The sequence below is a fragment of the Phyllobacterium sp. 22229 genome (assembly GCF_052056495.1).
Taxonomy (GTDB): domain Bacteria; phylum Pseudomonadota; class Alphaproteobacteria; order Rhizobiales; family Rhizobiaceae; genus Phyllobacterium; species Phyllobacterium myrsinacearum.
In genome coordinates this window covers 249,239-275,723 of the sequence record NZ_JBQEPA010000004.1, presented here as the reverse complement: position 1 = coordinate 275,723, position 26,485 = coordinate 249,239, and the positions used below count along the sequence as shown (strand labels likewise).

25 protein-coding genes and 1 pseudogene are annotated in these 26,485 nt (G+C 56.8%); 11 read left to right on the top strand and 15 right to left on the bottom strand.

Annotation, left to right across the window (positions count from 1 at the left end; genetic code table 11):
* Positions 1 to 6: 6 nt before the first annotated feature.
* The 4 genes from minE to ACTJJ7_RS06900 form a co-directional block, all read right to left on the bottom strand.
* On the bottom strand, positions 7 to 270 hold the full coding sequence (gene minE, locus ACTJJ7_RS06915) for a cell division topological specificity factor MinE (RefSeq protein ID WP_105734772.1): 264 nt from the start codon (positions 268 to 270) through the stop codon (positions 7 to 9).
* Positions 267 to 1,082, bottom strand: a complete 816-nt coding sequence (minD, locus tag ACTJJ7_RS06910; protein ID WP_105734773.1) for a septum site-determining protein MinD — start codon at positions 1,080 to 1,082, stop codon at positions 267 to 269. Before minD ends, minE begins: the two co-directional genes overlap by 4 nt.
* 28 nt (positions 1,083 to 1,110) lie before the next feature.
* On the bottom strand, positions 1,111 to 1,863 hold the full coding sequence (gene minC / locus ACTJJ7_RS06905) for a septum site-determining protein MinC (protein WP_440966211.1): 753 nt from the start codon (positions 1,861 to 1,863) through the stop codon (positions 1,111 to 1,113).
* Positions 1,864 to 1,983: 120 nt separating this feature from the next.
* Entirely contained in the window at positions 1,984 to 2,466 is a 483-nt protein-coding gene (locus tag ACTJJ7_RS06900; protein ID WP_105734775.1) for an Lrp/AsnC family transcriptional regulator, read from the bottom strand.
* 98 nt (positions 2,467 to 2,564) lie between these two features.
* Here ACTJJ7_RS06900 and ACTJJ7_RS06895 point away from each other — a divergent pair, with 98 nt between their 5' ends.
* The 5 genes and pseudogenes from ACTJJ7_RS06895 to ACTJJ7_RS06875 all read left to right on the top strand — a co-directional run bounded on the left by ACTJJ7_RS06895 (position 2,565) and on the right by ACTJJ7_RS06875 (position 10,416).
* Entirely contained in the window at positions 2,565 to 4,064 is a 1,500-nt protein-coding gene (locus tag ACTJJ7_RS06895) for an aminotransferase class V-fold PLP-dependent enzyme (protein WP_440966209.1), read from the top strand.
* Positions 4,051 to 4,929, top strand: a complete 879-nt coding sequence (locus tag ACTJJ7_RS06890) for an MBL fold metallo-hydrolase (protein WP_440966289.1) — start codon at positions 4,051 to 4,053, stop codon at positions 4,927 to 4,929. The genes ACTJJ7_RS06895 and ACTJJ7_RS06890 overlap by 14 nt, the downstream gene beginning before the upstream one ends.
* Before the next feature lie 221 nt (positions 4,930 to 5,150).
* Positions 5,151 to 6,741 (top strand): annotated as a pseudogene (locus tag ACTJJ7_RS06885) (ABC transporter substrate-binding protein).
* A 10-nt stretch (positions 6,742 to 6,751) separates the two neighbouring features.
* Entirely contained in the window at positions 6,752 to 7,603 is an 852-nt protein-coding gene (locus ACTJJ7_RS06880; RefSeq protein WP_440966208.1) for an alkaline phosphatase family protein, read from the top strand.
* Positions 7,604 to 7,950: 347 nt separating this feature from the next.
* Positions 7,951 to 10,416 (top strand): ricin-type beta-trefoil lectin domain protein, encoded by a 2,466-nt coding sequence (locus tag ACTJJ7_RS06875; RefSeq protein ID WP_440966207.1) that lies wholly within the window; start codon positions 7,951 to 7,953, stop codon positions 10,414 to 10,416.
* A gap of 307 nt (positions 10,417 to 10,723) precedes the next feature.
* Here the strand turns inward: ACTJJ7_RS06875 and ACTJJ7_RS06870 are convergent, their stop codons facing one another.
* Complete coding sequence (locus ACTJJ7_RS06870; protein WP_440966206.1) at positions 10,724 to 12,319, bottom strand: ABC-F family ATP-binding cassette domain-containing protein; 1,596 nt, start codon at positions 12,317 to 12,319, stop codon at positions 10,724 to 10,726.
* Positions 12,320 to 12,499: 180 nt separating this feature from the next.
* Positions 12,500 to 13,444: a LysR substrate-binding domain-containing protein gene (locus ACTJJ7_RS06865; protein WP_440966204.1), complete on the bottom strand. Its 945-nt coding sequence runs from the start codon at positions 13,442 to 13,444 to the stop codon at positions 12,500 to 12,502.
* 66 nt (positions 13,445 to 13,510) lie between these two features.
* Between ACTJJ7_RS06865 and ACTJJ7_RS06860 the strand changes: the two genes are divergently transcribed.
* From ACTJJ7_RS06860 to ACTJJ7_RS06845, 4 genes are all read left to right on the top strand, one after another.
* A complete protein-coding gene (locus tag ACTJJ7_RS06860; RefSeq protein WP_440966203.1) occupies positions 13,511 to 14,287 on the top strand; it encodes an SDR family oxidoreductase in 777 nt (258 codons plus the stop codon).
* Complete coding sequence (locus tag ACTJJ7_RS06855) at positions 14,280 to 14,678, top strand: GlcG/HbpS family heme-binding protein (RefSeq protein WP_105734781.1); 399 nt, start codon at positions 14,280 to 14,282, stop codon at positions 14,676 to 14,678. Before ACTJJ7_RS06860 ends, ACTJJ7_RS06855 begins: the two co-directional genes overlap by 8 nt.
* A 51-nt stretch (positions 14,679 to 14,729) precedes the next feature.
* Complete coding sequence (locus ACTJJ7_RS06850) at positions 14,730 to 15,221, top strand: putative quinol monooxygenase (RefSeq protein ID WP_440966201.1); 492 nt, start codon at positions 14,730 to 14,732, stop codon at positions 15,219 to 15,221.
* A 153-nt stretch (positions 15,222 to 15,374) separates the two neighbouring features.
* Positions 15,375 to 16,232, top strand: coding sequence for a sigma-70 family RNA polymerase sigma factor (locus ACTJJ7_RS06845; protein WP_440966199.1), 858 nt, complete (start codon positions 15,375 to 15,377; stop codon positions 16,230 to 16,232).
* An 87-nt stretch (positions 16,233 to 16,319) separates the two neighbouring features.
* Here ACTJJ7_RS06845 and ACTJJ7_RS06840 read toward each other — a convergent pair whose 3' ends face one another.
* The 8 genes from ACTJJ7_RS06840 to ACTJJ7_RS06805 form a co-directional block, all read right to left on the bottom strand.
* Entirely contained in the window at positions 16,320 to 17,261 is a 942-nt protein-coding gene (locus ACTJJ7_RS06840; RefSeq protein WP_440966198.1) for a phosphatidate cytidylyltransferase, read from the bottom strand.
* The gene (locus tag ACTJJ7_RS06835) at positions 17,254 to 17,910 is read right to left on the bottom strand and encodes a lysophospholipid acyltransferase family protein (protein WP_440966196.1); all 657 of its coding nucleotides are present in this window, start codon (positions 17,908 to 17,910) and stop codon (positions 17,254 to 17,256) included. The genes ACTJJ7_RS06840 and ACTJJ7_RS06835 overlap by 8 nt, the downstream gene beginning before the upstream one ends.
* A gap of 159 nt (positions 17,911 to 18,069) precedes the next feature.
* Positions 18,070 to 19,413, bottom strand: a complete 1,344-nt coding sequence (locus ACTJJ7_RS06830; protein ID WP_440966194.1) for a phosphatase PAP2/dual specificity phosphatase family protein — start codon at positions 19,411 to 19,413, stop codon at positions 18,070 to 18,072.
* On the bottom strand, positions 19,410 to 21,188 hold the full coding sequence (locus ACTJJ7_RS06825) for a bifunctional alpha/beta hydrolase/class I SAM-dependent methyltransferase (protein WP_440966192.1): 1,779 nt from the start codon (positions 21,186 to 21,188) through the stop codon (positions 19,410 to 19,412). Before ACTJJ7_RS06825 ends, ACTJJ7_RS06830 begins: the two co-directional genes overlap by 4 nt.
* 28 nt (positions 21,189 to 21,216) lie before the next feature.
* Positions 21,217 to 21,906, bottom strand: a complete 690-nt coding sequence (locus ACTJJ7_RS06820) for a CDP-alcohol phosphatidyltransferase family protein (RefSeq protein WP_440966190.1) — start codon at positions 21,904 to 21,906, stop codon at positions 21,217 to 21,219.
* 106 nt (positions 21,907 to 22,012) lie between these two features.
* On the bottom strand, positions 22,013 to 22,186 hold the full coding sequence (locus ACTJJ7_RS06815; RefSeq protein WP_440966189.1) for a hypothetical protein: 174 nt from the start codon (positions 22,184 to 22,186) through the stop codon (positions 22,013 to 22,015).
* Positions 22,187 to 22,320: 134 nt separating this feature from the next.
* On the bottom strand, positions 22,321 to 23,529 hold the full coding sequence (locus tag ACTJJ7_RS06810) for an MFS transporter (protein ID WP_105734789.1): 1,209 nt from the start codon (positions 23,527 to 23,529) through the stop codon (positions 22,321 to 22,323).
* Between the two features lie 59 nt (positions 23,530 to 23,588).
* Positions 23,589 to 24,578, bottom strand: coding sequence for an AraC family transcriptional regulator (locus ACTJJ7_RS06805; protein ID WP_105734790.1), 990 nt, complete (start codon positions 24,576 to 24,578; stop codon positions 23,589 to 23,591).
* 184 nt (positions 24,579 to 24,762) lie between these two features.
* Between ACTJJ7_RS06805 and ACTJJ7_RS06800 the strand changes: the two genes are divergently transcribed.
* Both ACTJJ7_RS06800 and ACTJJ7_RS06795 read left to right on the top strand, forming a co-directional pair.
* Complete coding sequence (locus tag ACTJJ7_RS06800; protein WP_245457881.1) at positions 24,763 to 24,903, top strand: hypothetical protein; 141 nt, start codon at positions 24,763 to 24,765, stop codon at positions 24,901 to 24,903.
* 114 nt (positions 24,904 to 25,017) lie between these two features.
* Complete coding sequence (locus ACTJJ7_RS06795) at positions 25,018 to 25,698, top strand: class I SAM-dependent methyltransferase (protein WP_440966186.1); 681 nt, start codon at positions 25,018 to 25,020, stop codon at positions 25,696 to 25,698.
* A 1-nt stretch (position 25,699) separates the two neighbouring features.
* Here the strand turns inward: ACTJJ7_RS06795 and ACTJJ7_RS06790 are convergent, their stop codons facing one another.
* Positions 25,700 to 26,482 carry an ABC transporter ATP-binding protein gene (locus ACTJJ7_RS06790; protein ID WP_440966184.1) on the bottom strand — a complete coding sequence of 261 codons (783 nt, stop codon included), beginning with the start codon at positions 26,480 to 26,482 and terminating at the stop codon, positions 25,700 to 25,702.
* Positions 26,483 to 26,485: the final 3 nt, after the last annotated feature.

The window sequence follows — 26,485 nt, the reverse complement described above, 5'->3', positions numbered from 1 at the left end:
TATTCACTAAGCAGCCCGAACTCCGGCTTTCAATGGAATCTCGATATCAACCTCCAGCATCGAGACCTGATCATCACTGTTCATTGTAACGCGAACTTTTTCGCGATCGATTTGTATGTGCCGCGTGACAACGGCCAGAATTTCTTCCCTTAACACAAGGACCAGATCGGAATGCCCCTGCGATGCGCGCTCATGGGCGAGCAAGATTTGCAGACGCTCACGCGCCTTGGGCGCTGAGGCTTGCTTGTTGAAGAAACGGAAAATACTCATGCTGCCCTCCGCCGGAATATTTTGCCCAACAAACCGCGCTTTTCACTGGGAATGGTAACAGGGATCGTTTCGCCGGCAAGGCGCCGCGCGGCATCCATATAGGCCAAAGCCGGTGCGCTATCCTTGTCAGCCAGGGTTACCGGCGAACCGATGTTGGATGCGCGCAAGACATCCTGGCTTTCAGGAATGATACCAAGCAGCGGAATGGATAGAATTTCGAGAACGTCTTCCACCTTCAACATATCGCCTCGTTCCGCCCGGTTTGCATCGTAGCGGGTTAAGAGGAGATGTTTCTCCATTCTCTCGCCGCGTTCGGCTTTGAGCGTCTTTGAGTCGAGAAGGCCAATGATCCGGTCTGAATCCCGAACCGAGGAGACTTCCGGGTTCGTGACCACGACTGCAATGTCGGCATGGCGCATCGCGAGTGTCGCACCGCGTTCAATGCCGGCCGGACTGTCGCAAATGATCCAATCAAACGATTTCTTCAAATCTTCGATGACCTTCTCGACACCCTCTGCCGTGAGGTTGTCCTTGTCGCGGGTTTGCGATGCGGGCAGCAGGAAGAGCGTATCGAGCCGCTTGTCGCGAATGAGGGCCTGCGGCAGTTTGGCATCGCCCTGGATAACATTCACCAGATCAAAGACCACGCGACGCTCCGCGCCCATGACCAGATCAAGGTTCCGCAAGCCCACATCGAAATCGATGACGACCGTCCTCTCGTTGCGCTGCGCGAGTGCCGCGCCAAGCGCGGCGGTTGACGTTGTTTTACCAACACCCCCCTTGCCCGAGGTCACTACGATCACTTTTCCCATGTTTTTCCTACCTTCCGCGAGCCCTGATTCAACCAAATGCCTCTGCCAGTATGGTGTCTCCCTCGAGCCACAACTGCACAGCTTTCCCTTTCAGCCGCGGTTCCAAGTCCTCGGCTGTCTTGTAGAGGCCGTCTATGGCCAACAGTTCCGCTTCAAGCTTGCGGCAAAAAATGCGCGCCGTGGCGTTACCGGCCGATCCGGCCATGGCCCGGCCCCGCAGCGTGCCATAGACATGGATAGAACCGCCGGCGACGACTTCAGCGCCCGATGCAACCGATCCGATGATTGTCACATCACCCTCGGGGAAAATCACAGACTGTCCCGATCGCACAGGCTCTTTGATGATGATCGACGGCATCACGCGAAGCGGAGCAGCGCCGGAAGCATTTACAGAAGCTGCGGAAGGCTGGGCATTTCCGCCACGCGGTTCAATGGCTGTTTTTGCTGCCGGCGCTTGGAAATCGGTTGCTGATTTCCCACCCCTCATTGCGGGTGGCATGCCGGGCGCAAGCAGCGACGGGCGTGCGCCTTCGATGCCCATGATCGATACCCCGCGCCTGGCAAGCTCTTCGATCAAAAGCGTCAGCTGCGCACGGTCGGTCTGCAGATTCTCAATGTCGAGAACGATCGGCTTGCCGAGGAAAAAGCCTGCAGAACGCGATGCGAGGTCGTCCAATTGGACAAGCCAACGATCGATTGGTGCTTCGGGCGAAAGCACGAGGGCAAGAAACGAGCGGCCTTTAAGGCGAATTGGCTGAGAATCTGTTAGCACTTTGTTCATCTAGGTTAATTTTTCGTTCCGCGGGTATAGGCGGCTAATGGTTAACAGAAAGTTAATTTTGGCTGGTTTAACGGCACTGAAAATCGCGTGAGCAAAAAGCGTGGACACCCCGATGCGGGTTCACCGCAGTCGGCTGAGATCCACCGGACGATTGTTGATGATCGCTTCCATCGAAAAGAAGCCGGTGACCGTTGCAAGGTCGAAATTCGTGATCAATTTCTGGTAGAACGCATCGTAGCCGGACATGCCTTTTGTCACGACCTTGATCAGATAGTCCCATTCTCCGCCGATTCGATAGAAATCAATCACCTCCGGCAACCGCTCAACATGGGCACGGAAACCCTCACTCCACTCTTTGGAATGGTGGCGGGTGCGGATCATCACGAAGACGGTCAGGTCGAGCCCCAGCGCCTCGAGATCGATAACACTGTGCGATCCACATATCAGGCCGAGAGAGTGGAGGCGCTGCAGCCGCCGCCAGCAGGCATTTTGAGACAGGCCGACCTTTTCCGCCAGATCGCGCTGCGAGCGGTTCGCGTCGATCTGCATGGCGGTCAAAATTTTCATATCAAATACATCAATTTTTTTCAGATCATCGATCATTTGACACGTCTTTTGGAAAAAATGGCAGAAAATAAGTGAGTTTTTGAACGTGTAGCAGATTACAATCTGTGTCAATATCCAAGTCGAGGAGAATGATCATGGATGCCATTCGCCCAGCGATAGGACGGAGCGAAACGCCTCTTTCCAAGTTCCGCCAGAGTCTGAAAAACGTCGGCGTGACGGGTGCTCTGCGCGACGGGCTCGTCGGGGCGAACGCGAAAATCATCGGGCCTTATGGGGAAAGAGACCTGGTTTACGCCGACTATGTCGCATCCGGCCGCGCACTCCACCAGATCGAGCGCTTCATCCTGGAGGAGGTGCTCCCCTATTACGCCAACAGCCACACGGAAGCCTCCTATTGCGGTGGCTTCATGACCCGGATGCGGCGGGAAGCGCGCGCACTGATTGGTGAGTTCTGCGGAGCCAACGAAGGGCACGCCGTGATCTTCACCGGATCCGGTGCAACGGCGGGGATCAACCGTCTCGTCAAGCTGTTCGGCGTTGCTGAAGCCGCTGCGGCGGGCAAGCGCGCCCGGATCATTATCGGTCCCTACGAGCATCACTCCAACATTCTGCCCTGGCGGGAAAGCGGGGCTGAGATCGTTGAAATCGCCGAGCATCCATCCGGAGGACCTGACCTGTCGCTTCTCCAGGCGGCGCTCCTCGACGGATCGCCGGATCTGACGATATGCACACTGTCTGCGGCATCGAACATCACGGGCATTACCAGCGATGTTGCGACGATCACCGCGATGGTGAAGGCGGCCGGTGCAAAGATGGTCTGGGATTATGCGGGCGCGGGTCCCTATGTGCCGATTGCCATGTCGCCCGCGCCGCATGCAGAGATCGACGCCATTGTTGTATCGCCGCACAAGTTCATCGGCGGTCCTGGTGCCAGCGGAATATTGATCCTTCGCCGCGACGCACTTTCGACGGAAAAGCCGTCTTGGCCGGGGGGCGGGACGGTGAAATTTGTGTCGCCGCGCACGCATGATTACAGCGATAGTCTTGAGGCCCGCGAGGAAGCAGGCACGCCGAATGTGATTGGCGACATACGGGCCGCGCTGGCATTCATCGTCAAGGATGCGATCGGGCTTGATGCGATGGTCACGCGCAACCGCGAGCTTGTACAGCGTGCATTGCGCGCCTGGGAAGGCATACCGCAACTGGAGCTCCTCGGCCTGTGCGAGCCAGATCGCCTGCCGATTTTTTCGTTCCGGGTGAAAAACGGAAAGGGCGGCTATGTCCACCAGCAGTTGATCACGCGCATGCTGAGCGACCGGTTTGGCATCCAGGCTCGCGGCGGTTGCGCCTGTGCCGGACCTTACGTGCACCGGCTGCTGTCGATCGATGATCAGGAGTCCGAGGAGATAAGACAAGCCATTCTTTCCGGTGAGGAAATCAGGAAGCCCGGGTTCATCCGGCTGAATTTCAGCGTTCTGCTGCCGGATGACAAGGTACAGTTCATTCTCGACGCGGTGGCGCAGATTGCAGCCGATGCACCGGCCTTCGAGGCCGACTATGACGTCGATCCGAGCCGGGCAATATTCTTTCCACGAGTCGCAGCCAAGGAAGGTATCGCCTATGCAGAGGCCTGACGTCACTGGATTCCACGATGTGCGCACAGGCAGCATCCAATATGTTGTTGCATGCCCGAATACGCGCAACTGCGCAATCATCGATCCGGTGCTCGATTTTGACGAGAAGTCTGGCTCGACGGCAACGACAAACGCCGACAATATTCTCGATTATATCCATAGCCGCGATCTGAAGCTCGCGTGGATTCTGGATACCCATCCGCATGCGGATCATTTTTCGGCTGCACACTATCTTAAGTCATGCACGGGTGCGCCGACAGCGATCGGCGAGCATGTGAAGCAGGTGCAGCAGATCTGGCAACAGATCTATAACTGCCCGGATCTTGCCTGCGACGGTTCGCAATGGGATCGGCTGTTTTCCGATGGCGAGGCGTTCCGCATTGGCGAGCTGGAGGTGCGCGTGATGCACGCGCCAGGCCACACATTGGCATCGATCAGCTATGTCATTGGCGATGCAGCCTTCATTCACGACACGCTTTTTATGCCCGACAGCGGCTCGGCCCGCGCAGATTTTCCAGGCGGCAGTGCAGCCAAGCTATGGCAATCGATCCAGGCCATTCTGAGCTTGCCCGGCCACACCCGCCTCTTCACCGGGCATGATTATATGCCAGGAGGGCGCCCGGCGCAGTGGGAGAGTTCGATAGCGGAGCAGAAGGAGAGAAATCCGCATGTTGCCGGTCTGTCAGAGAAGGATTTCGTCTTGCTTCGAGAGGCCCGCGACAGGACGTTGCCAATGCCGAAGCTCATTTTGCATGCGCTGCAGGTCAATATCCGCGCAGGGGAACTGCCCCGGATTGAGGAAAATGGGCGGCGTTATCTGAAGATCCCGCTTGACGCGCTGCCAGGATCGACCTGGGGTTCGTGACACATTGCATAGCTCTGTCCAGCGGTTGCGGCGAGCGTATCCCTGATGGCTTCAAAGGCCACGTTTGCCGACGCGCTGTCGAAAGCGTCATAAATGTTGCACGCCGCCCATTACTCATATAAAACACTGCAATTACAGAATTTTATGATTGATTTTTTATTTTTTTCACGGACCGCGCCGGTGCCATTTGATGCCGTCGCCCATTTTTTAAAGGTATTCATATGCAAGACAAATTCGATTTCCCGCGCATATTCACAGCAAAAAAAGATATGGATCGACGGCAGTTCATGGAGTGCGCCTTGGTTGCGGGCGCAGGCATGCTGCTTGGCCGATCAGCTTATGCAGGCACAGCGAATATTGGTGCACCAATCAGGGGAGGGCTTCTGAAGGCAGGGATGCAAGGCGGCCAATCGACCGATAGCCTTGATCCAGCTCTAAACTCGTCGCAGGTGCCCTTTCTGTTCTGCAAGCAGTGGGGGGAGTTTCTTGTAAGGCTGACACCGGAGGGTGGTCTTGAAAATCGGATCGCCGAAGAAATCAATCCATCCAGTGACGGGAAGACCTGGACCGTCAAAGTCCGCCGTGACATTGAATTTCATAATGGGAAAACCGTTTCCGCCGGCGATGTGGCCGCTACGCTTGAGCGCCATGCAAGTGCAGGCTCTAAATCGGGAGCATTTGGTATTCTCAAGAATATCACCGGAATCAAGGCGGCGGGTAACGATGTCATTATCTCATTGGCGGTGTCCGACGCCGATTTCCCTTATCTGATGGCTGACTATCATCTTGTCATTCAACCCAATGGCGGAAAGGACAATCCCGCTGAGGGCATTTCTGCAGGCCCCTATAAGATTGCGGTCAATCAGCCGGGCGTGCGGCACGGCGGCGAACGTTTTGCCAATTACTGGCGCGCCGGCAAGGCTGCACATGCCGACCAGATCGAAATCATTAGTCATCAACGACGCAACGGCAAGGATGGCAGCGTTGCAAAGCGGCCAGGTGCATATAGTCAATCGCGTCGAGCCAAAAGTGGTCGATCTGATCAAGCGGGTACCAGCCATAAAGATTGAGAACGTGTCCGGCCGGGGTTTTTATCCGTTCAACATGTTTTGCGATACCGCGCCATTCGGCAACAACGATTTGCGAATGGCGCTCAAGCTGGCGATGGACCGCGAAGATTTGCTTCACAAGGTTCTGAGAGGCTATGGTTCGGTGGGAAATGATTTTCCAATCAATGAAGCCTATCCGTTGTTTTCCGACGATATCGAACAGCGCCGGTTTGATCCGGATATGGCCGCATCCCACTATAAAAAATCCGGCCACTCCGGCCCCATCGTTTTAAGGACGTCGGATGTTGCATTTCCCGGTGCCGTTGATGCGGCGCAGTTGTATCAGCAAAGTTGCGCCAAGGCGGGCATCAAGATCGAAATCAAACGCGAGCCAGGCGATGGCTACTGGTCCGAGGTCTGGAACAAGCAGCCGTTTTCATTGTCATATTGGGGTGGCCGTCCGACACAGGACCAGATGTATTCTACCGGATATATATCGAGTGCGGACTGGAATGATACCCGGTTCAAGAACGAGGCTTTCGACAAGATGACACTCGCTGCCCGCGCCGAGCTTGACGAAGGCAAGCGCAAGCAAATTTACCGGGATATGGCGGTGTTGATCCGTAACGAAGGCGGGTTGATTGTACCATTCTTCAATCAGATTATCGACGCCACGTCAGTCAAGGTGGGGGGATTTGTCAAAAGCAGGCAAGGAGAATTGATGGACGGATACGCGCTGAGTGAATGCTGGCTTGCGGCCTGAGGGAGACATAATGACAGTCAGGTCGAAACTCCTGCTCATCGTTCTCGATGGGGTACCCTACGAGAACTGGCGATCTCTTTTCGGCAATCTGGAGGGCTGGGTGCAGTCGGGCGAGGCGCGTGTATGGACCATGCGCTCCGTGCTGCCATCCACCTCAGCCAGTTGTTATGCCTCTATTCATACCGGGGTTCCGCCTCAGGTGCACGGCATACTCTCCAACGATATCAGGTTCAGGGTTTCCCAACCGGATATTTTCTCCGAAGTCTCGAAAGCGGGCGGCATAACCGCCGCCGTTACTCACTCCTTCTGGTCGGAATTTTTCCAGCGGCATCCGTTCGATCCGGTCAGGGATATCGAGTGTGACAATGCGGAAGGGCCAATCCATCATGGGCGCTTTCATTCCATGTCAGGCTATAATTCAGCCAATCAAATGACGCCCAGCGACGATGACCTGTTTGCAACGCTGACAATGCTGATCGAGCGTTATTCGGTGGACTATGGAATCCTGCATACCTGTACGCTGGATTCGATGGGGCATCGTTTCGGGCATGAAACACCGGAAATGGATCATGCCGCCTATTTGTTGGACGCGCAGCTGGCGGCCTATCTTCCGCGCTGGCGAGCAGCCGGATACGAAGTGATCGTAACGGCGGATCACGGGCAGACCTTGCGCGGCCATCACGGGGGGAGAGACCGTCGGATGCAGGAGTTTGCCCTGTACTATTTCGGCGATGCAGAAGGGTCTGGGACTGATACGGTCCTTGACCAACTGCAGCTTGCCCCCACGATATTGGACCGGTTGGGCGTTTCTATCCCTGCGACCATGCAAGCCACACCATTCCTGTTCCCGATACCTGAATAATTCAGATTTCAATTGATCGACACGCCGATTCAGTGCGCCAGCCTGACCGGTTCCCACCTGCATGTTCTAGAAGACATTTGAGAATGTATCTTGGCCGCCCAGTTCAACGCTCGAAAGCCAATCCTCGTTGTCTGGTAGCTGTTCGGCGGCAACAGGAAATGGAAATCGGAAAACCAGCATGACAACCACGGTATCCCTTCGCTGAACCGTCGGGATCTTGAGTTTGAAGCCGGTTTATTTATCTCAACATATGATGAAAGGAGCGACGATCATATTCTGATAAAAAATTTCATATCGCTATTTGTACTCTTCTTGTTCTTTCATGGTTAAATGAAAAGGCGAAGTAAATGAATATTTTCAAGATATCAGTTTTTATTTTAACAGCCTCCACGATGTGTCTTAGCGGAACAGCGAGCGTCTGGTCCAAAGAAATGGGTTCGGGTCAGGGTACTCCCGCGCAGAACACATCCGCGGACCTCTTGGCTAAACCCATTATGGGCTTTTCCACCTGGACTCGGTTCGGCTGCATGCCGCAGACGCAACTGTCGCCCGCTATCAAACTGCCCGATCTGACGTCTGCAGGCACCAGCATGCCCGCCCCCCTGAACGAACCTAGTCCCGGCACATCAACAGAGGAACAACCCTATTCATTCCAGCATTTCATGCTGGACCAGGCGCAGTCTCTCGTTGAATCCGGTTTGAGCGCTGCTGGTTACACCTATCTGAACGTCGATGATTGCTGGCAGGCGCTCGATCGGGAAAAGGTCGAGCCTGTGGTAAACTTTGATCCGCTGCTCAAAGCTGCTCTCCAGGCTGCAAGCACGATGAATGTTGACGTGCCGGATAACGAAATACTGGTACCACTGAAAAGGGCATTGGATAAAACGAAAGCTGCAGAGGGAACTGACTTCATATCAATTCAGGAAAAAGCACTGCTTCAAAATGTGAGCAACACCATAGAGTCCAAGAGAAATAATCTTACTGTGTCTATTGCCGCCACGGCACGATCGCTCCTGCAAGGGTTGACGGGGCCTTTGAAAGGGGCTCCCCGCTGGGAACACATCACATATCTCTATGGCGCTGAGAAAAAACAAAGGGGGTTCGACACGGATCTGACCAACTACACAAAATATGTTCATGCAATGGGATTGAAGGTGGGTCTCTACTCGTCAAAAGGTGATGAGAAGTGCACAGATTGGTGGCCGCCCGCATCCGGCTATTTTGAAAAGACGGATGCTGCGGCATTCGCGAAATGGGGCGTCGATTTCGTCAAATACGACAACTGTGCAACACGAAATCATCCGGAGGAAGCAGCGGCAACCATGGCCGCCGCCTTAAAAGCCGCCAGTTCCAGTACCGGCAGGCCCATCCTGTTTCTTGATGGAACGCCGGCATATCGTGTTGGTGGAGGCAAGATGGGCAATCCTCAATACTATGATGGGCTGGAGTTTCTTCGCAACAATGGCGTTCCCCAACTTCGCATCGGATCGGATATTGTGGAATATCCGTATCGAGATTATCAAGAGAAGTCCCCCGATAAGATACCCTCCCCACATCCCTGGTCCTCACCGATTGACGGCTCTGGTAAAGCTGGCGTCTATGCCACGTTTCGCCAAGGTGCTTTGCTTGGACGATACACGGCTCCTGGCCACTGGAACGATCTCGATTATCTGATGATTGGCGATAATGGCCTCACCTCGGATGAAGAACAAAGCCAGATGAGCCTATGGGCCATTCTGGGCTCACCGCTTATTGACAGCTCAGACATGCGAAAGCTTCGAGGTGCTTACTTCGGCAAGCTTGAAAAGCAAGAGTATTTTAATACCGGTCAATCCCTCAAAGATCATCTCAAGAGTTCTGTTGAAATACTAAGCAACAAAGATGCAATTGCCATCGACCAGGACAAGTTGGGTGCTGGCGGTTACATCATCCAGGAGACGTCGCAAGAACAGGATAAGGGTTATGTCATTGCTGCTCGTCCCCTTTTGTATGGCGGCTTGGCCGTCGTGGTGCTTAACAAAGGCAGCACGCCGCTGCTGTCGCTCGATGTTTCACTTGAACAGCTTGGTTATACTTCTTCGGGAAATATCAGAGCCGTTGTTCACGATGTCTGGCAGAACAAGGATGAGGTTCTTTGGTCCGTGTTGGATAGGATCAACATTAATGAGTTACCTCCCCATGCCAGCCGTCTTTACCGAATTAGCAATACTCCTCGGTCTTGGGATGGGGAGCCTGAGCATCCGAAGCCGCGTGGACTTATCATGAATAATTATTCGCCTGAATTCAACGATGGAGCGGGCAATAAACAGCATAATTCCACCTTGTGCTGGCAGGTATCCAAGACAGCTCAACCGGGTACGCAAGTCGAACTGGGTTACTGTAATGGAGACGTTGCCCAAACCTGGATCCGGGACGTGGAAACAAATACGATCAAATTCGCAGGTACAGAGCTCTGCCTGTCGTTAAAAAAAGACAGTTCTATCGAGCTGGAAAGCTGTGCATCTCCACGCCCGGATGTGAAGACACAGCAATTCCACTATTACATCAATGGTATGATTCAGGCCGGCGAACGCAAGCCCGCCGACAACACGAATCTGCGACCAGCTTCTGATTCTCAGTGCCTTAAAGTTAAATGGACGACGAACTACTCAAAGGGTGACATCGTAACAGCTGCGTGTAACAGCGAAATAAAGGCTGAAATATCAAACAGAACGGATGCCAATAGCCCTTTCATTTACAGCAAGGGTTATGGAGGTGATGTCACCAACTTTATGTGGGCCATGCCCTTAAGTGGTGAGCCGTCACCACAATAAATCTGTGCTGGGCGATTGGAGGTTTGTACCATTCCGTTTCAATGTCACGCAAATGGGATGCGGTGCAAACCTTCTGCCAATCAATAATGGCGGCGGTGTTCTGCCGGCTTTCACATGAGCCAGGCATTTTCAAAGCTCAAAGCCGCCATTTTTGACGGGTCTACCATCCATTCATGTGTGCGATGGTATCTGATGTGCAATCTCAGCCTGCGCCATCGGAAGGAAATGTTGGCAGAGCGTCCGCACGAGTTCGGTTCGCGCCATCTGCCGCATGGCAAACTGGTTACTCGTTACGATAATCGACACCTCATGCGGAAGCGCTTGAGGGTACGCGAAAACGACGCGTGATGTTGATATTGGCGAGGAACGTTTCGTCATGGCTTATGACAAGCAGTGCTCCGTCATAAGCTCGTAGGCCTGCTTCGACGATTTCAATGGACTCGATATCGAGATGGTTGGTCGGTTCGTCAAGGATGAGCAGGGAAGGTGTCTTTGGCCCGCCCAATGTGCAGGCGAGACCAGCACGGAGCACCTGTCCGCCGCTCAAACTGGCCACGGCCTGCAATGCAGCATCGGCTCGAAACATGAAGCGTGCAAGCGCTGCCCGGCAGGAATTCTCGTCTGTGCCAGGGTTGAGGCGGCGGAAATTGTCGCGGATCGACAACGCAGGATCCAGGACGCTGACTTTCTGGTCAAGCATGGCAAAGTCGGTCATGGCCCTGACTGTGCCGGAGATCGGTGGCAGTGTGCCGGAAACGAGCGCCAGAAACGTCGTCTTGCCGGAGCCATTCGGCCCGGTCACGGCGATGCGCTCCGGCCCGATGATCGCAAATGATAGGTCGCTCAGGACCGGCGGGCCCGATTCATAACCAACCCTCACGGCGTCGATCTGCAATACTGGTTTATCCGGTGCGAGGCCTGTCGGTGCGAGCTGTACAGAGAATGGCTGAAGGACTTCAATGCGTTTGCGCGCGGCCGCAGCGGCTTCCAAGGCTTGCGTGCTTCGGCTTTCCACCAAACGGGCATTTCCGCCGCTCGTATTCTCGCTGCGGTTCTTCTTTTTCCCAAGAAGAATGCGCGGTGTGTCGCCTTTGGCCCGTTTCTTCCGGCCGGCACTATCCTTGCGGGCCTTCCGCTCGATCATGATCTGCGCGTCGCGGGCAATTTCGGCAACCCGCCTATCTGCCTGTGCAAGGTCACGCTGCGCCGTCTCAAGTTCACCGGCCTTGCAGGCGCGATAGCAACTCCAATTGCCGCCATATCGTTTGGCGCCCAGTGAAGTCAACTCGACAATGGCGTCCATTGCTTCAAGCAACTCCCGGTCATGGCTGACTACGATTGCTCCGGTTCGCCATTTGGCGAGAAGATCAAGAACGGCACGGCGTCCCTCCCGGTCGAGATTGTTGGTCGGCTCATCCAGCAGGAGGAAATCCGGCTGGGCAAAGATCAGTGCCGCAAGACCGGCCCGCGTGCGCTGTCCGCCTGACAGAGTTGCAAGACGGGTGTCGGGTGCAGAATCCAATCCAACGAGGTCAAGGGCCAACGTCATACGGGCTTTGAGTGTCCAATCGGCCCGGACAAGGTCGGCGGCGGTTGCCTGCCCCATCTCCGCGCGCCGGAGAATATCGAGAGCCTCGGTCACTCCGAACACGCCGGCTATTGTTTCGGTTTGGTTCACCGCAACCGTTTGACGCAGGATACCCAAAGTGCCGGTGACTGTGACCTTGCCCGATTGAGGATGCAAAGTGCTGTCGATGAGGTGCAGCAGCGAAGTTTTACCGATGCCATTGCGGCCGACAAGCCCGGTCCGTTCTGGCCCGAAATTGAGATCAAGGTTTGAAAACAGGCGGCGGCCGTCAGGCGTGGACCAGGTTATATTGGACAGTGCGATTGAAGCAGGCATGGATACGGATTTTCCCGGTGGCAAGGCTGGTGAGCTTTGTCGTCGGGTGAAAATCCATGGCTGTGCACATCCTGTGAAATTTATATCCCGGCAAATTTAAGGTCAAAGTGAAGGCCGTTCAAGACCTGAATCTCACGGAACGGCGGCAGTGAATGCCAAAAGAAAGCGGGCAGGCCTTATTCAAGGGATCGGCCGGGACGATGATCTTCCGGCCTTGATCATGGCGATCAAGGCACGCAGACCCACCGAGACGTGGCGATGGCCAGGGTAGTAAAGGCACAGGCCAGGAAAGGGCGGACACCAATCCTCCAGGACCCGTTCAAGGCGACCATCGCGCAATGCATCCGTGACGAGGTGGTCAGGCACGAAGGCAATGCCGATACCATCAATCGCGGCATCGACCATCAGTGGCTGGTCAGTCAGGGTGAGGGGGCCCGCGATGTTAATCTTTTCAACGCTGCCGTGGCGCTCAAATTCCCAATTGTAGATCGCGCCGCTCTCAAAGCGGAAACGAATACAGTCATGGCTGTGAAGATCCTGTGGGGACGCCGGACGGCCACGGGCCGCGAGGTATGCCGGCGAGGCGACTGCCGCAAAGCGTACGCTATCAATGAGAGGAACGGCCACCATGTCCTGCGGCACGGCCTCGGCCAGCCGGATGCCGGCATCGAATCCCTCCGCGACGATGTTGCTAAGCCGTCCATCGCTGACGATTTCAAGGTGAATTTGGGGATAGGCGCGCAGGAAGCGCGCGAGAATGGGCCGCAGGATCATACGGATCGCGCCTTCGCTGGCGTTGATTCGCACGGTTCCGCTGGGAACTTGGCGCAGATCATCGACTTCTCGCATGGCTTCTTCAATGGCAGACACTGCCGGTCGCAGCTTTGCCGCGAGCCGTTCCCCCGCCTCGGTCAAGGAGACGCTGCGGGTCGTGCGATTGAACAGGCGTATGCCCAGACGCTGCTCAAGGGCCTTCACCGAATGGCTGACCGCTGATGGCGTGATGTCGAGCTCGGTGGCAGCCCCGCGAAAACTGCGGCGGGTTGCAATCGCCAGGAACACGGTGAAGGCGAAGAGATCGCCTCCCTTTAATTGATGAGCATTCTTCATTTGGGTATCAAACATTGATGGAATTGTTTTGATAATGGGTGTTCCATAAATTGACCGGAATAACAATCCAAAGGAATACAGATGCCCCAAAAGATACTGATTACAGGCGCCAGCTCCGGTTTCGGTCGCGGTGCGGCGATTGAACTGGCGCGCCTTGGCCACGAGGTGGTTGCCGCTGCCGAAACCTGGCCGCAGGTTCGCAGCCTGCGCGCTGACGCAGCCGAGGCGGGCGTCACCCTCGACGTGATCAAGCTGAACCTGCTCGACAGCATCGACATTGCCCACGCCGGCACGTTCGACCCCGACGTTCTCGTACTCAATGCCGGCGTCATGGAGGGTGGATCCATCGCCGACATTCCCATGCAGCGCGTGCGCGAGTCGTTCGACATCAATGTGTTCGGGCACCTGCAGTTGGTCCAGCTCATTGTGCCGAAGATGGTGGCCCGAAAGTCCGGGAAGATCGTCTGGACCTCGTCAATGGGCGGCATCCTGGTGGTCCCGTTCCTCGGCGCATACTGCGCAACCAAGCACGCGATCGAGGCGATTGCCGGGTCGATGAAGGCCGAGCTCGCGCCGTATGGTGTCAAGGTTGCCACCGTCAACCCAGGCGTCTTCGGCACCGGCTTCAACGACACCGGCGCGGAAAGTTACGTCCAGTGGTACGACGCCGATACGGCGGTCGTGCCGATGCCTGATTTCAGCGGAAGCCTGGCCGGACAGGCCGACCCGCAGGAGATGATCGACGCAATGGTGGAGATCATCCCTGCCGACAAGCATCTGTACCGCACAATGCGCCCGCGCGCGACGATTGATGCGGCCAAGCAGTGGCAGGAGACGGAGTGGACACAAGATGCCTGATCTGGCACTCGACCACGCGCATCGGATTGTGGCGCGCGGGCGCGCTGCTGCGACGGAAGCCGGGCTGAACGCGGTCTTTGCAATCCTTGATTCTGGCGCACACCTTGTCGCTTTCTCGCGCATGGATGGTGCGTGGTTGGCATCGAACGAGCTGGCGATCGCCAAGGCCCGCACCTCTGTGATGTTCCAGGCACCAAGCGAGGCGTTGAATGCCCCGCTGCAGGTGGGCGAGCCGGTCCCGCATTTCGATCACATCCATGCGGGTGGGCTGCTATTGATGGGCGGAGGCCTCCCGCTGTTTGGCGAGGATGGTGTGCTGATCGGCGCGATCGGGGTGTCCGGTGGAACCCCTGAACAGGATGCGGCACTCGCGCGTGCGGCCGCCGCTTGACACTGCCGTTCAAGGGCGGAAGTGACCGCCCTTGAACATTGAGAACGCATCATGCTGGTCCTGATGCCGGAACCGGCCTTGGCGCAAGTTCAGGACGTCAGCCCATTGCGATTGGCGTTGCAAACCCGGCAAAGCGCGTTCCACGGAGGCGGTGCTCCAAAAAAAATCTTTTGTATCGCGATCCGTTTTCACGCTTCGGGTCGTCCTTGGTGTGTACGAAACAGAAGGAGACATGCCATGTCCGACCAATCCGTTATTTTGATCAATCTGCTGAAGGTCAAACCCGGCAAGCAGGATGCGTTGATCGCGCTTTTGAAGCAAAACACCGATGCAGTGATCCGCACGCTTCCCGGCTGGAAGACAACGCGCCTGATCGCGGCAAAGGACGGAGCCAGCGTTGTTATCTACTCCGAGTGGGAAAACCCGGCAGCCGTCGAGGCAATGCGCAGCGATCCGCGCATGACAGCCTATTTTCCGGAGATTATCGAGCTGGCGAGCTTGGACTCGGTCATGGGCTCGGCGGTACTGAGCGAAAGCCGGTGAGGTAGACACAAGTGAGTTCGCGCCACACAGGCTGCCAAAGGAAAGTGGAAGACAGATCCTTTCCCAACCGGCTAATCTGCCGAAAACGTCTCGCCGCTGCCGGTGTGCAATCTATGGTGGGGTAGAGCGCGTAAGCGCAGGAAGTCTCGGCACATGAATACCGGCGAATTCGAGGATCGACTGAATACACTGCGGCCACGGCTTCACCGCTACTGTGCACGCATGACCGGTTCGAGCGTGGACGGCGAAGATGTACTGCAAGATACCCTGATCAAGGCCCTGCGCGCACATGCGGAGGGTACGATCGTCGAAAACCTCGAGGCCTGGTTGCTCCGTATCGCCCATAACGCGAGTCTGGATTTTCTGCGCCGGCGTTCCCGCAGCAATGTGGTTCCGCTTACCGACGATCTGGAATCCGCGGCGATGCCTGAAACGGACATCGTCGCCGTCGGCTTTCAGACGTTTCTGCAGCTGCCCGAACTTCAGCGCTGCGCCGTGATCCTCAAGGATGTCCTTGGCCACTCGGTTGAAGAGATCGCGACGATTGCCGGCAGCACGCCAGCTGCGGCCAAATCGGCGCTTCAGCGGGGGCGCACCGCATTGCGGCAGCTCGCGCAGGTGCCCGAAGACAGCCGGCTACCGCTGATGTCCGATGCGGACAGGCGGAAGATGACCGCTTATGTCCATCTGTTTCGCAGCGGCGATTTCGACGCAATTCGCGCTATGCTCGCCGATGACGTGAGGCTCGATCTGGTAAACCGCCTGCAATGGAAAGGGCGTGACAAGATCGGCCTTTATTTCACGCGCTATGCGGAAGAGACGAAATGGCGGTTCGCCTTTGGCGCGGTTGAAGGACAGTCGGCCATGCTTGTCTTCGACGGCACCGGCCCGATGGACAGACCTGCACATTTTGTGCTGATCGGTTGGTCGGATAGCCGGATCATGGAGATCAGGGATTTCCTGTTCGCTCCCTATGTGCTCGAAGGTATAAACTGGGTACGGTTGGGCTAAAAGCTTATCGTCGAGTTCCAACTCCACACAGGGAGGCTACCAGCGATCCGGCCATTTGCTGCAGGATCTCGTACCGGCGGGTTTACTTCAGGCTGTCCAGAAATAGCGAACGATGTGAAAGAATATGGGGGCCGCAAAAATCAGGCTGTCCGCCCGGTCAAGCATGCCGCCATGCCCCTCGATCATTTGTCCCCAATCCTTGACGCCGCGGTCGCGCTTGATCGCCGAAGCAACGAGCCCGCCGAAGAATCCCATAATGCAGGCAAGTCCCGCCATGAGCCCGGCTTGCAGGACGGTGAACGGGGTCAACCAGGTCAGCGATGCGCCGAGCAATGATGCGCTGGCAATGCCGCCGATCAGACCCTCCCAGGTTTTGGAGGGGGAGATTTTCGGTGCAACCTTGTGTTTGCCGAAAAGCTTACCGAACACATATTGCAGCACATCGCTCCCCTGAACGGTTACGATCAGGAATGCGATCAAAAGCAATCCCTTGCCCTGAAAGCCTGGGATGGAAAGCGTGAGCAGGGCCGGAACGTGACTGATGCAGTAAACCGACAGCATGATTCCCCATTGCTGTTCGCTCACGCGTTCGAGAAAGCGCTCCGTATCGCCCGAGATTGCGGTCAAGGCAGGCATGGCAAGGAAACAGTAGACGGGCACAAAGATGGAATAGAGCCCGTACCACTCAATCCAGAGAAGGTAATACTGGATGGGAATGACGATGAGAAACATGCCGATGAGAATAAAGTGATCGCCACGCCGCGTATGGGTGAGTGTCACATATTCGCGCAGCGAGGCAAAAGAGACAAAGGCGAACAGTAAAATCACACCAGTTTTGCCGAAGAGAAAAGCGATGGAAATGCTGCCGATCATCATCCACCATGCCTTGATGCGCGCGTTGAGATTGACGAGCGTTGAAGGCAAGACCTCCGTCATGCGCCGGCTTTTCCAGCTAAGCATGGTTGCAATGGCGCTGGCGAGCGTCAGTACACCGAGCAGACCGAGAAAGAGCCAGACCGTTTCAGCCATGATTGAGCGCCTTCCGATGTTCCGGCGAAAGTTCGAGCAGAGATTGGCGCGCCCTTTGAAGAAAATCTTTCCGGTCTTCATTCGGCTCAAGTGCGACCGGCGTGCCGAAAACAACGCGGCACAGGAGAGGGACAGGCAGGAAGGTGCCTTTCGGCAAGACGCGTGACATATTTTCGATCCAGCAGGGAATAAGTTCCACGTCCGGGCGCGCCAGGGCGAGATTATAGAGACCGGAGCGGAAGCGCAGCAGTGGTTCCTCAGTCATGTTGCGCGTGCCTTCGGGAAAGACAATGAGTGAGCTTCCTTCCTGCAATGCATCGAGCATGACGACCATTGGATCCTCCGAACGCTCGACCCAATTGCGGTCAACCAGCACGGTGTTCAGCAAGTCCTTGGCGAGAATGTGCCGCAATTTATTCCGTTTCCAGTAATCGGCCCCGGCAACAGCACGTGTGCGCTGTCGCTCGCGTGGCGGCAGGCTGGAGGAAAGCAGAATGAAATCGCCATGACTGCAATGGTTCGCAAAGAAAATGCGTTGCCGGTCCGAAGGCGCGCACCCTTGCCAGATCGGGCGCACGCCGGTAATGCCGCGAGCCAATCCGGCAAGCACCATAGCGGAAATTCGCCTCAACGTGGCTCTTGTATTCATCTGCGCCCCCACAACCCATAGGTTGCAATTACAGCGAATAGAACAAGTAAAACTGCAAAAGCAAGATGCAGTTTCAACAAGAGGCGGCTTGTTGCAGCCATGACGCCTTGGCCGCTACCTTGGCATGCAAATGGCGGGCGAATGCAGAGGCGCATTCACTCATGGTAGTTTCGTCTCTTGAGCAAAAAGCACCATGTCTTCCGTCAGATGAATGCGCCTGCCGCCAGCTTCAATGACCCGGATTGCGTCAGCTGCGGTTTTGACATCGCCATACTGCAAAAGCCAAACGGCAATTGCCGCCGCACTGCGCTGGAAACCAAGTGCGCAACAGACGAGAACCGGGCCTTTGCTCCGGGCAAGTTCGATGGCGTCGGCCGCATTGCGCAATTCATCGTGTTGAGGCGAAACGAGATCAAGCGTCGGGAATGACCGCCATTCAATCGTCATACCGGAAGGCTTTGCCAGTTCGGCGGTCAGGTCAATGACGGTCTTGAACTTCGGCAGTTCGGATATCCGCGGCAGCCGGCCCAGATACACGTTCTTGCCAATCGCAACAGAGGGCGGGAGGTGGCGTGTCCAGATCCGGCTGTTAAGAATGGCACCAAGGCGGTAAGGGGCCAGCAGCCATGTACTGGCGAGGGAAAGCGTGCCGTCCATGCATTTTTGAAAGATGGCGGGTCCTGCACCGAAATAACCGATGGATACGATCCCGAGGGCCAGCGCCGGCCACAGGAAAAACAGGAATGCCGCCGAGGCCGGCGTTCCGATGATCGTTGCAAGCAGGAAGATCGTACCGGCCATCGCATAACAGGCGCCAATGCGCCGGGCCCTGCGATCCCCGGTCAAGCGGAATGCGGCCACGGGTGAGGGATTGTGTGCCGGGAAGAGCCAGAGAGCAAAAAGACCCAAAAGCAGGCCGGTGGGGATATCGATAAAATGATGCTGGTAGGTCGTGAGAACGGAAATACCGATCAATGCGCACCAGAGATGCCAGATCCAAAGAACAATACCCGACAGGCGAACGCGCCAATGCGTCCAGATAATCGCAAGGAGAGCGATATGAAGCGAGGGCGCCTGGTTGAAGGGCTTGTCAAAGCCACCCAGCATATCGAACAGGAAGCCTGACGCGCCGCTGGTTGGCGGCTTGTGGAAGACGACGGTCAGGGGAAACGCGATGAAGCAGGCAACCGCGATGGTCTGTGCTGTCAGGTAACGCTTCGCCAGGCGATCGACCTCAGCAGTCGTATCGTTAAAGAACAAAGAAAGTCCATAGAACAGGTTGATCGACCAATAGGGAAAAATGGTCCAGGCAATGAACGGAATGGCGTGTTCCCAGGCAAAGGTGATATTTGGAACGTTCTCCCGCTGCGAGGCAAGCCAGTTGGCTGTCCCATAGGTCGCGTAGAACAATGGTGCGAGGCAGACGAGCCAGATCAGCGCGCGCTTTGCAACGGCGCCATTCAAGCGCCATTGTCCAATCGGGGTGACGGTGTGTTCGGTCATGTCCGCTCAGCGATGGAAACAGTGAATATGCCCCACTCGTCGACAAGCTGGTCGATCTTCTTGAAACCTGCCGCTGCAACCAGCTGATCCATTTCAGCCTGTGTCCGGCGGCGCATAATCCACGCTTCGCCGCCACGATGCGAGGTGAGCGCACGTGCAATCATTTCCAGTTGCGGATGCCACGGCTGGTTTGTGTAGATCAGCAAGCTGCCAGATTGCATCGACGTTGCAAGGCCGTCAAGCGAGCGCTTGATAAGCGCGTTGTCGGGAAAGAGCTCGTAAAGACCGGATACAATCGCCAGATCAGGCGCAGGCTGGATTGCAGTCAGTTGTTCGGCATCGAAAGCATCCGCCTGATGAAAGCTCGCCATATCCTGGATGCCTCTCTCGGCGATGGATTTGCGCCCGGCATCGACATTGATCGGCGCATAGTCCTGCAGCCGGACGCTTGCCGGTTTGACGTCGGCTTTGGCAATCGCGTCGACGATGTAACGGCCATGGCCGGCGGCGATATCAAGAATATGCGTGGTGCGGCCGGCGTCCCGCAATCTTGCCAGAGCGAAGCCGATAAGCTCTTGCAGATGCAGCTTGCGCTGACGAATGCCGCGCCAGCCGATCGCATTCAGGAACTGCTTGTCGATGAGCCTGCCTCCAGGTCCCATTCCTCTCGGTTCGTTCTCATAGACATAGTCGAGGGTGGAGCCAGAATCGAAACCGGTCTCGACGCCCGTTTTCAGCCCCTTTGAGAACAATGCACTGAAGCGGATGGACGAGCGGTAGATTGCCCAATAGAGACCTTTCAAGGAAAGCAGGTCGTGCGGGGATGACAGCCTGTCCTGTTCATCGCGGGTAAAGCCGGTTTGATGGGCGTTCGTCACGTCCAGCGGCGCCGGTTCTGCGTCGAAGCATGCGAGAATGAACCGGCGTGCATGCGCCACGGCAATGGCGCGCTCCTTCTCACCAAGAGTGTCGTGGTAAAATCCCTTGAGCACGTGACGTTCTTTGAGGGGGTGGGCCAGATTTTCATAGAAACGATGCTGTGGCCCGTGCCGGACAACCCAGTCGCTTCCGGAGATGAGCAGCTGTGTCGGCACGATGATCGCACGGGCGTCATCAACCACCCGTTCAGCGTTTGTATAAAGATCAAGCAGTATATTCGATGCAATGGCCCGCGTGACCAGCGGGTCATTGTCGAACGACGCGATGCGCGCGGGATCATGGGTCAGAAACTTGGCTTTGACATAGGAATTGACAAAGAATTGTCCTTTCAATTTCTGCCAGAGCCAGATGCCTTCACGAGCGAACGGAACATAGAGTTTCACGCTGAATGCGGGAGAAGCAAGCACAAGTGCCCGGATACGGGGCGCGTAGTCATGGACCCAGGTCGCCGCGAGCACGGCACCAACCGACTGGGCGACAACAGCGATGTCCTCGATGGCAAAACCGCCGGTTTCACATATGTGCTTTACGAAACTGTCGAGATCGCGCACCGAGGTTGCAAAGGATGGAGAATAACCGCGTTCGCCCGGTGAACGGCCATGGCCGCGGGCATCCCAGGCATAGAAGGTGAAATCGCCAAGGCCAAGTTCCTCGACCAGATGTGCAACGCGGCCACCATGTTCATGACCGCGATGCAGAAGAACAATTGCACCCTTCGGCTTTCCTGATCTTGCCGGCCATTGCCGATAGAAAAGTTCGGTCCCGTCATTTGTCGCAAAGGTGCCTTCCCGTGCTGCACCGGATGCCGCAGGATTGGAGGATGGGTCTGTCGACATAGGCTTGCTCCGGAAGCAGAATTGATTTTCAGGAATTGGCGCGGTGCAGGCCCGCACGAATACGGTTCAAGGCGGTGACAATGGATAGGACGGCCATGAGAGGGAAAACCCAGCTGAACCATGATGGCAAGATGATGCCGCTACCAATCAGCGCGGCAATGATGCCGAGGGCCAATGCGCGGTCGCTTTTTCCGAATGGCCCGTCATAACCGCGCCCGCCTCCGGTCATGACGCCAAGCACGCCGGCATATTCGGCAATCATCGCTGTAATGGCAAAGGCAACCACTCCTGCAGCGGCAAACGGGGCAACAAGTACGAATGGAAGGATCAAGGCCACATCCGAAATGATATCGCCGACCTCATTCAGATATGCGCCGAGTTTCGATGCCTGCCCGAATTCACGAGCCATCATTCCATCAATGGCGTTGAGTGCCATGCGGACAAAAAGCACCAATGGCAACAGCCAGAAAAGCAGCGTGATTTCGGGGAACAGCGCAATCAATGCACCCGTTGCAACCGAGATGAGCATTGCGGCTGTCGTAACCTGATTGGCGGTGGCGCCAGCGCTGACAAGACGAGAGGCCAAGGGGCGCAGCAGAGTCTGAAAAGCCGGTTTGATCGCGTAAAGTGTCGGCATGAAATCACCCCCCTGGTTGTGCTCAATTTCACCGCTCAACACCTTGTAGCAGAAAATCCGCTTCAGGCTGGTTTTCCGCATGGGATAATTGTTTTTGAAGATGAAATCACTTCCTTTACCCTTAACGCGCAACGGCTTTAAATGCGTCAAGCGTTGGTGGAGTGATTATAGCAGCAACCTTCAAGCCCTAAGCTTCGTGGTTTATGCGCGCCGCGGCAGCGTTCATGCTCATGTCGTCCTCGACGGCAATCTCGATGAAGCGAATGTTGTGGCCGGGAATATGTGCGGCTGTCCGGGCTTTCGTCAGCGCGTGATGCAAGCCGGCCTCGGGCGAAGACCATTGGGCCGGCGCGTTAACCATCGTCTCTCAAAGGGTTCACGTTCGAACCGCATCGCAGCCTTGGTGTTGGCTGCGCAGATGCGGCGCAAGCGCCGCATCTGCAATCATTGCAACCTCGCTATGGTTGCGCTCAACCCCCGCGCAGCGGCAAAGGATCAACTGCGGGGCTGCAGCAGCGCCAGCACGACTGTCGATGCGGCAAGGATGGCGGTCAGGGTCAGGGGGCCCGTGGCGCCATAGGTGTCCACGACATAGCCGCCGACCACCGCGCCAATCGTGATGGCAACCTGGAAAGAGGTGACCATCAGGCTGCCCGCTGCTTCCAGAGCGTCAGGTGCGGCACGGGACAGGTTCGTCGGCAGCACCACCGGCGCCATGCCGAAGGCGAGCCCCCACAGGGTGACGAAACCGAAGGCAACGCCAATATGCACGCCCCACAGCACCAAAGCGAGCGCTGCAAGCCCCATCAAGGCGGCGGTGGCCATGAGAGCCGTATGGATATTGGCGTCGGCCATGCGGCCGCCAACGACATTGCCGATCACGGCGGCGATACCGAACCCGAGCAGCGCCAGGGCAATCGGTCCGGTTCCAAGGTGCGTGACCTGTTCGAGGAAGGGGCGCACATAGACCGAGCCGGCAAAATGCCCCGTCATGAGCAAAAGGATGGCAAGCATGCCGAGTTGAATGCCCCGCCGCCGCATCAGCCGAAAGACATCGGCAAGACTGTTGCTTGTGGTGGCAGGCAAGGTCGGCAGACTGAGGAATTGCAGCAGCATGGCAATCGCGGCCAGACCAGCAGTCATGGCCATGGCGCTGCGCCAGCCCACCCAGTCGCTGATCAATGCACCCATCGATGGTGCGGCAATGGTGGCGAGCGAGACGCCGAGGGTGACGATAGCCATGCCACGGCCTGTGGCGTTGGCGCCAACCAGTCTTGCTACGACGGCAACCGAAAGCGCCCAGAAAGCGCTGAGGGCGATGCCCAGTCCGGCCCGGCCCAACAATAGCAGCCAGAAATCGGTTGCGACCGCCGCAAGAATATTGGAACCGATCGCCAGGGCGCTGAGACCGACCAGCACCGTCTTGCGGTTCAACCGGCCAATGAGAACATTGCTCAGCATGGCCGTCACGGCGCCAACGGACGCGGTAGCCGTGACGACCTGTCCGGCTGTACCTTCGCTGATGCCGAGGTCGCGCGCCATTGGCGTCAACAGGCCTGCCGGCAGGAACTCGGCTGATACCAGCGCGAAGCTGGCAGCCGCCATTGAAAGGACCGCGAACCAGGTGCCCGTGCTCCACGCGGCTGGCGCATCGGCGTCGAGGTCTATCGCGGCGCCTTCAAGTTGTAATGTTGTATCTGTCATTGAAGTATCTCCAAGGTTTGGAGATATTCATAAATGAGTCCTTTCGGATGATATGTATCTTAAAATCCGAAATGCATGTCCGTTCGTCCGGAAATTGTGCGGCGCACAACGCCCGGTGAGACACTGGTGATGCGCTTGAACGCGCGAGCGAAGGACGCCTCGGACTCATAGCCCAGACGGGTAGCGACCTCTGCAACCGACATGCCGTTTTGCCCCAACAATTCGCGGGCAAGCTGCATACGCAACCGGGCGAGATAGCGTGCCGCGCCTTCTCCCAAAACAGCGCTGAAGCGCTCGGCGAAAATCGAGCGCGATTGGCCCGCCAGGACGGCGAGGCTTTCGAGGGTCCAGTTATGGCCGGGGTCCCGGTGCATGGCTGCCAGGACGCGGCCGATATGGGGGTCGCGGATGGCGGCGAGCCAACCGGTGGTGGGGGCTCCGGTGCAATTGACCCAGCAGCGGATGAGCCGCGCGGTCAGCAGGTCCGCCATCCGTGACAGAATGGTGGCGCTGCCCATCTGCGGCTGCGCCGCCTCCACCGTCATGGCCGCCAGCAAGGGACCAACGATCGGGTCATTTCCGGCCACGTCGCAGCCCTTGATGATCGGCGGCATCAACGTGATCAAGGGGTTGAGCGCGCAGGCGCCGAGGGCCATCGAGCCGCAGAAAAGCGTGCTGGTTGCACCCGTTCCTTCCCGCACCACTTCGCAGACATTGCTCCCCAACTTGGTCACATGGCAGTCATTGAGCGAGTCGCCCACAACGTCCGGCGCGCTGGCCAGCCGATGGGCGATGCCTTGCGGCAGCAGCACCAGGTCGCCATCGTGCAACTCCTGCCAGCCTTGCGCTTCGGTATGGATCCAGCACGGTCCCTGGCTGACAAAGTGAAAGCGAAGCAGCTGCTGTTGCGGAATGGCGATGCTCCATGGATGCCGGAGCTCGCAGCGGCCATAGTTGACGCCACTCAAGCGAAAATCCTGCAGGACTTCGCTCAGCGCATCCATCGGGATGTGTGGTGGTGAAGAGTGACGGGACGAATGGTCAGGCATTTAGTGAATATACATGTCAATCGTCCGGCAGGCAAGGGGATGCGGTGACCCCGACCATCGGTGATTCCAGGGCCACAAGCCTTGCCATCTCGGTATCAGCAGCCGCAGGCGCTGAAGCGCAGCAGAACCCCCGCGTGGCTCCGCCGGCGGTATGGAGCCAGGCGACGTTGTCTGGATTCCGCCGATGGTCAAACATTGGCACGGTGTGGTGGCCGATCAACCGATGGTGCATTTCGCTGTATCGGAGGCGCTCGATGGCAACACCGTAACCTGGATGGAGAAGGTTTCATCTGAAGACTACAACCGCGGCCGGGACGCGGAATGAATGACGGGAAGCCCGCAACATTTATCCGTCTGGCAAGCAACAATCTTGGCGTAGTTCCTGTTGTCGTCCTTCGGGAATGTGTAAAAGTGCATCAACACATGACCGGAGATTCCCATGCATAGCAGCACACCAAAAATCAGCACGTGGTACATCGATCCTGACGCCGAGGATGCCATGGCCGACGGGCATGCGCCGATCTGGCGGCATTTGATCGGTCTTTTGCCGGAACAGGATCTGTCCGGAAAGGCAGTGCTGGATTTTGGCTGCAATCAGGGCGGACTTCTGCGCCACCTCTATGCAATCCGGCCGTTTCGCAAGGCTCTCGGGATCGATATCGCCGAGCAATCAATCGCCAGGGCCAATGAACTCAAGGGCAATCTGCCCATTCAGTACCAGGCCGCTGCCCATGTCGAGGGCTGGGATGGCGAGTTCGATCTGGCGATCAGCCATGAGGTAATCTATCTCATTGCCGATATCGAAGCGCATGCGCGCGATGTATGGCGGAGTCTGAAGCCTGGGGGCGTTTACTACGCGGTCACCGGTTGCCATACGGATAATCCGTTATGGCCGAAATGGCGTGACCTCGTTGCGGCGAAGACCAACACGGTCGTGCAAGATCGCTCCATTACCGACTATGCCCGGGTATTTGAGGGTGCGGGGTTCGACGTATCGGCGCGTAAACTCGAGTTTGACGGCTTCATTCCCTTCGTCGCTGATGGCTGGATGCCGGATTTTGCGGATGCGCTTACCTATTACACGCAGACCAAGGTCATTTTCCGGCTGGTGAAACCGTAAATTAGGATCGGATGAGCTCAATATCGAAATGAGGGCGGCTATCGGGCGCGATGCGGACAAAATTGCCCTGCACGCGGAATACCTTCTCGATCAGTCCGCTCTCTGCAAGCTCGTCCGGCTCGCCATCAAAGAGCAGCTGGCCCTTTTCCAACAGGGAAATGCGATCGCTGATCGAGATGGCCTGATTGATGTCGTGAATGGCCATGATGATTGTCACGCCTCTTTCGCGGCTGAGGCGGTGCACCAGATTGAGCACTTCTACCTGAAAGCCGATATCGAGGAAGGATGTAGGCTCGTCCAGCAGCAGGATCTGGGCTTCCTGGGCAAGTGCCGCCGATATCCAGGCGCGCTGCCGCTCGCCCCCGGACAATTCATGCAGGCTCCGGTCCGCCAGATTGGCCAGCCCCGTGCTTTCCAATGCCCATTCTATCGCCTGTTCATCCCGACTGCTGTAATTGCGAAACAGACCGACATGGGGATAGCGGCCCTGTCGCACAAGCTGTTCGACGGTCATCTCATCCGGGGCTGACGGCTGCTGCGGCAAGAACGCCAGCTGTTTGGCCAAGGTCCGCCGCGGCATTTCCCTGGCGGGCTTGCCATTGATTTCGACCTGCCCCTCATGCGGCGTGATCAAACCAGCAATTGCTTGAAGTGCGGTGCTCTTGCCGGAACCGTTGGGGCCGATGAGGGCCCGTATCTCTCCGGGCTTCAAATCAAGGTTGAAGCTGTTCAACGCCTTGCGGCGGCCATAGAAAACCGACAATTGCGAGCAGGAAAGGGGCATTAT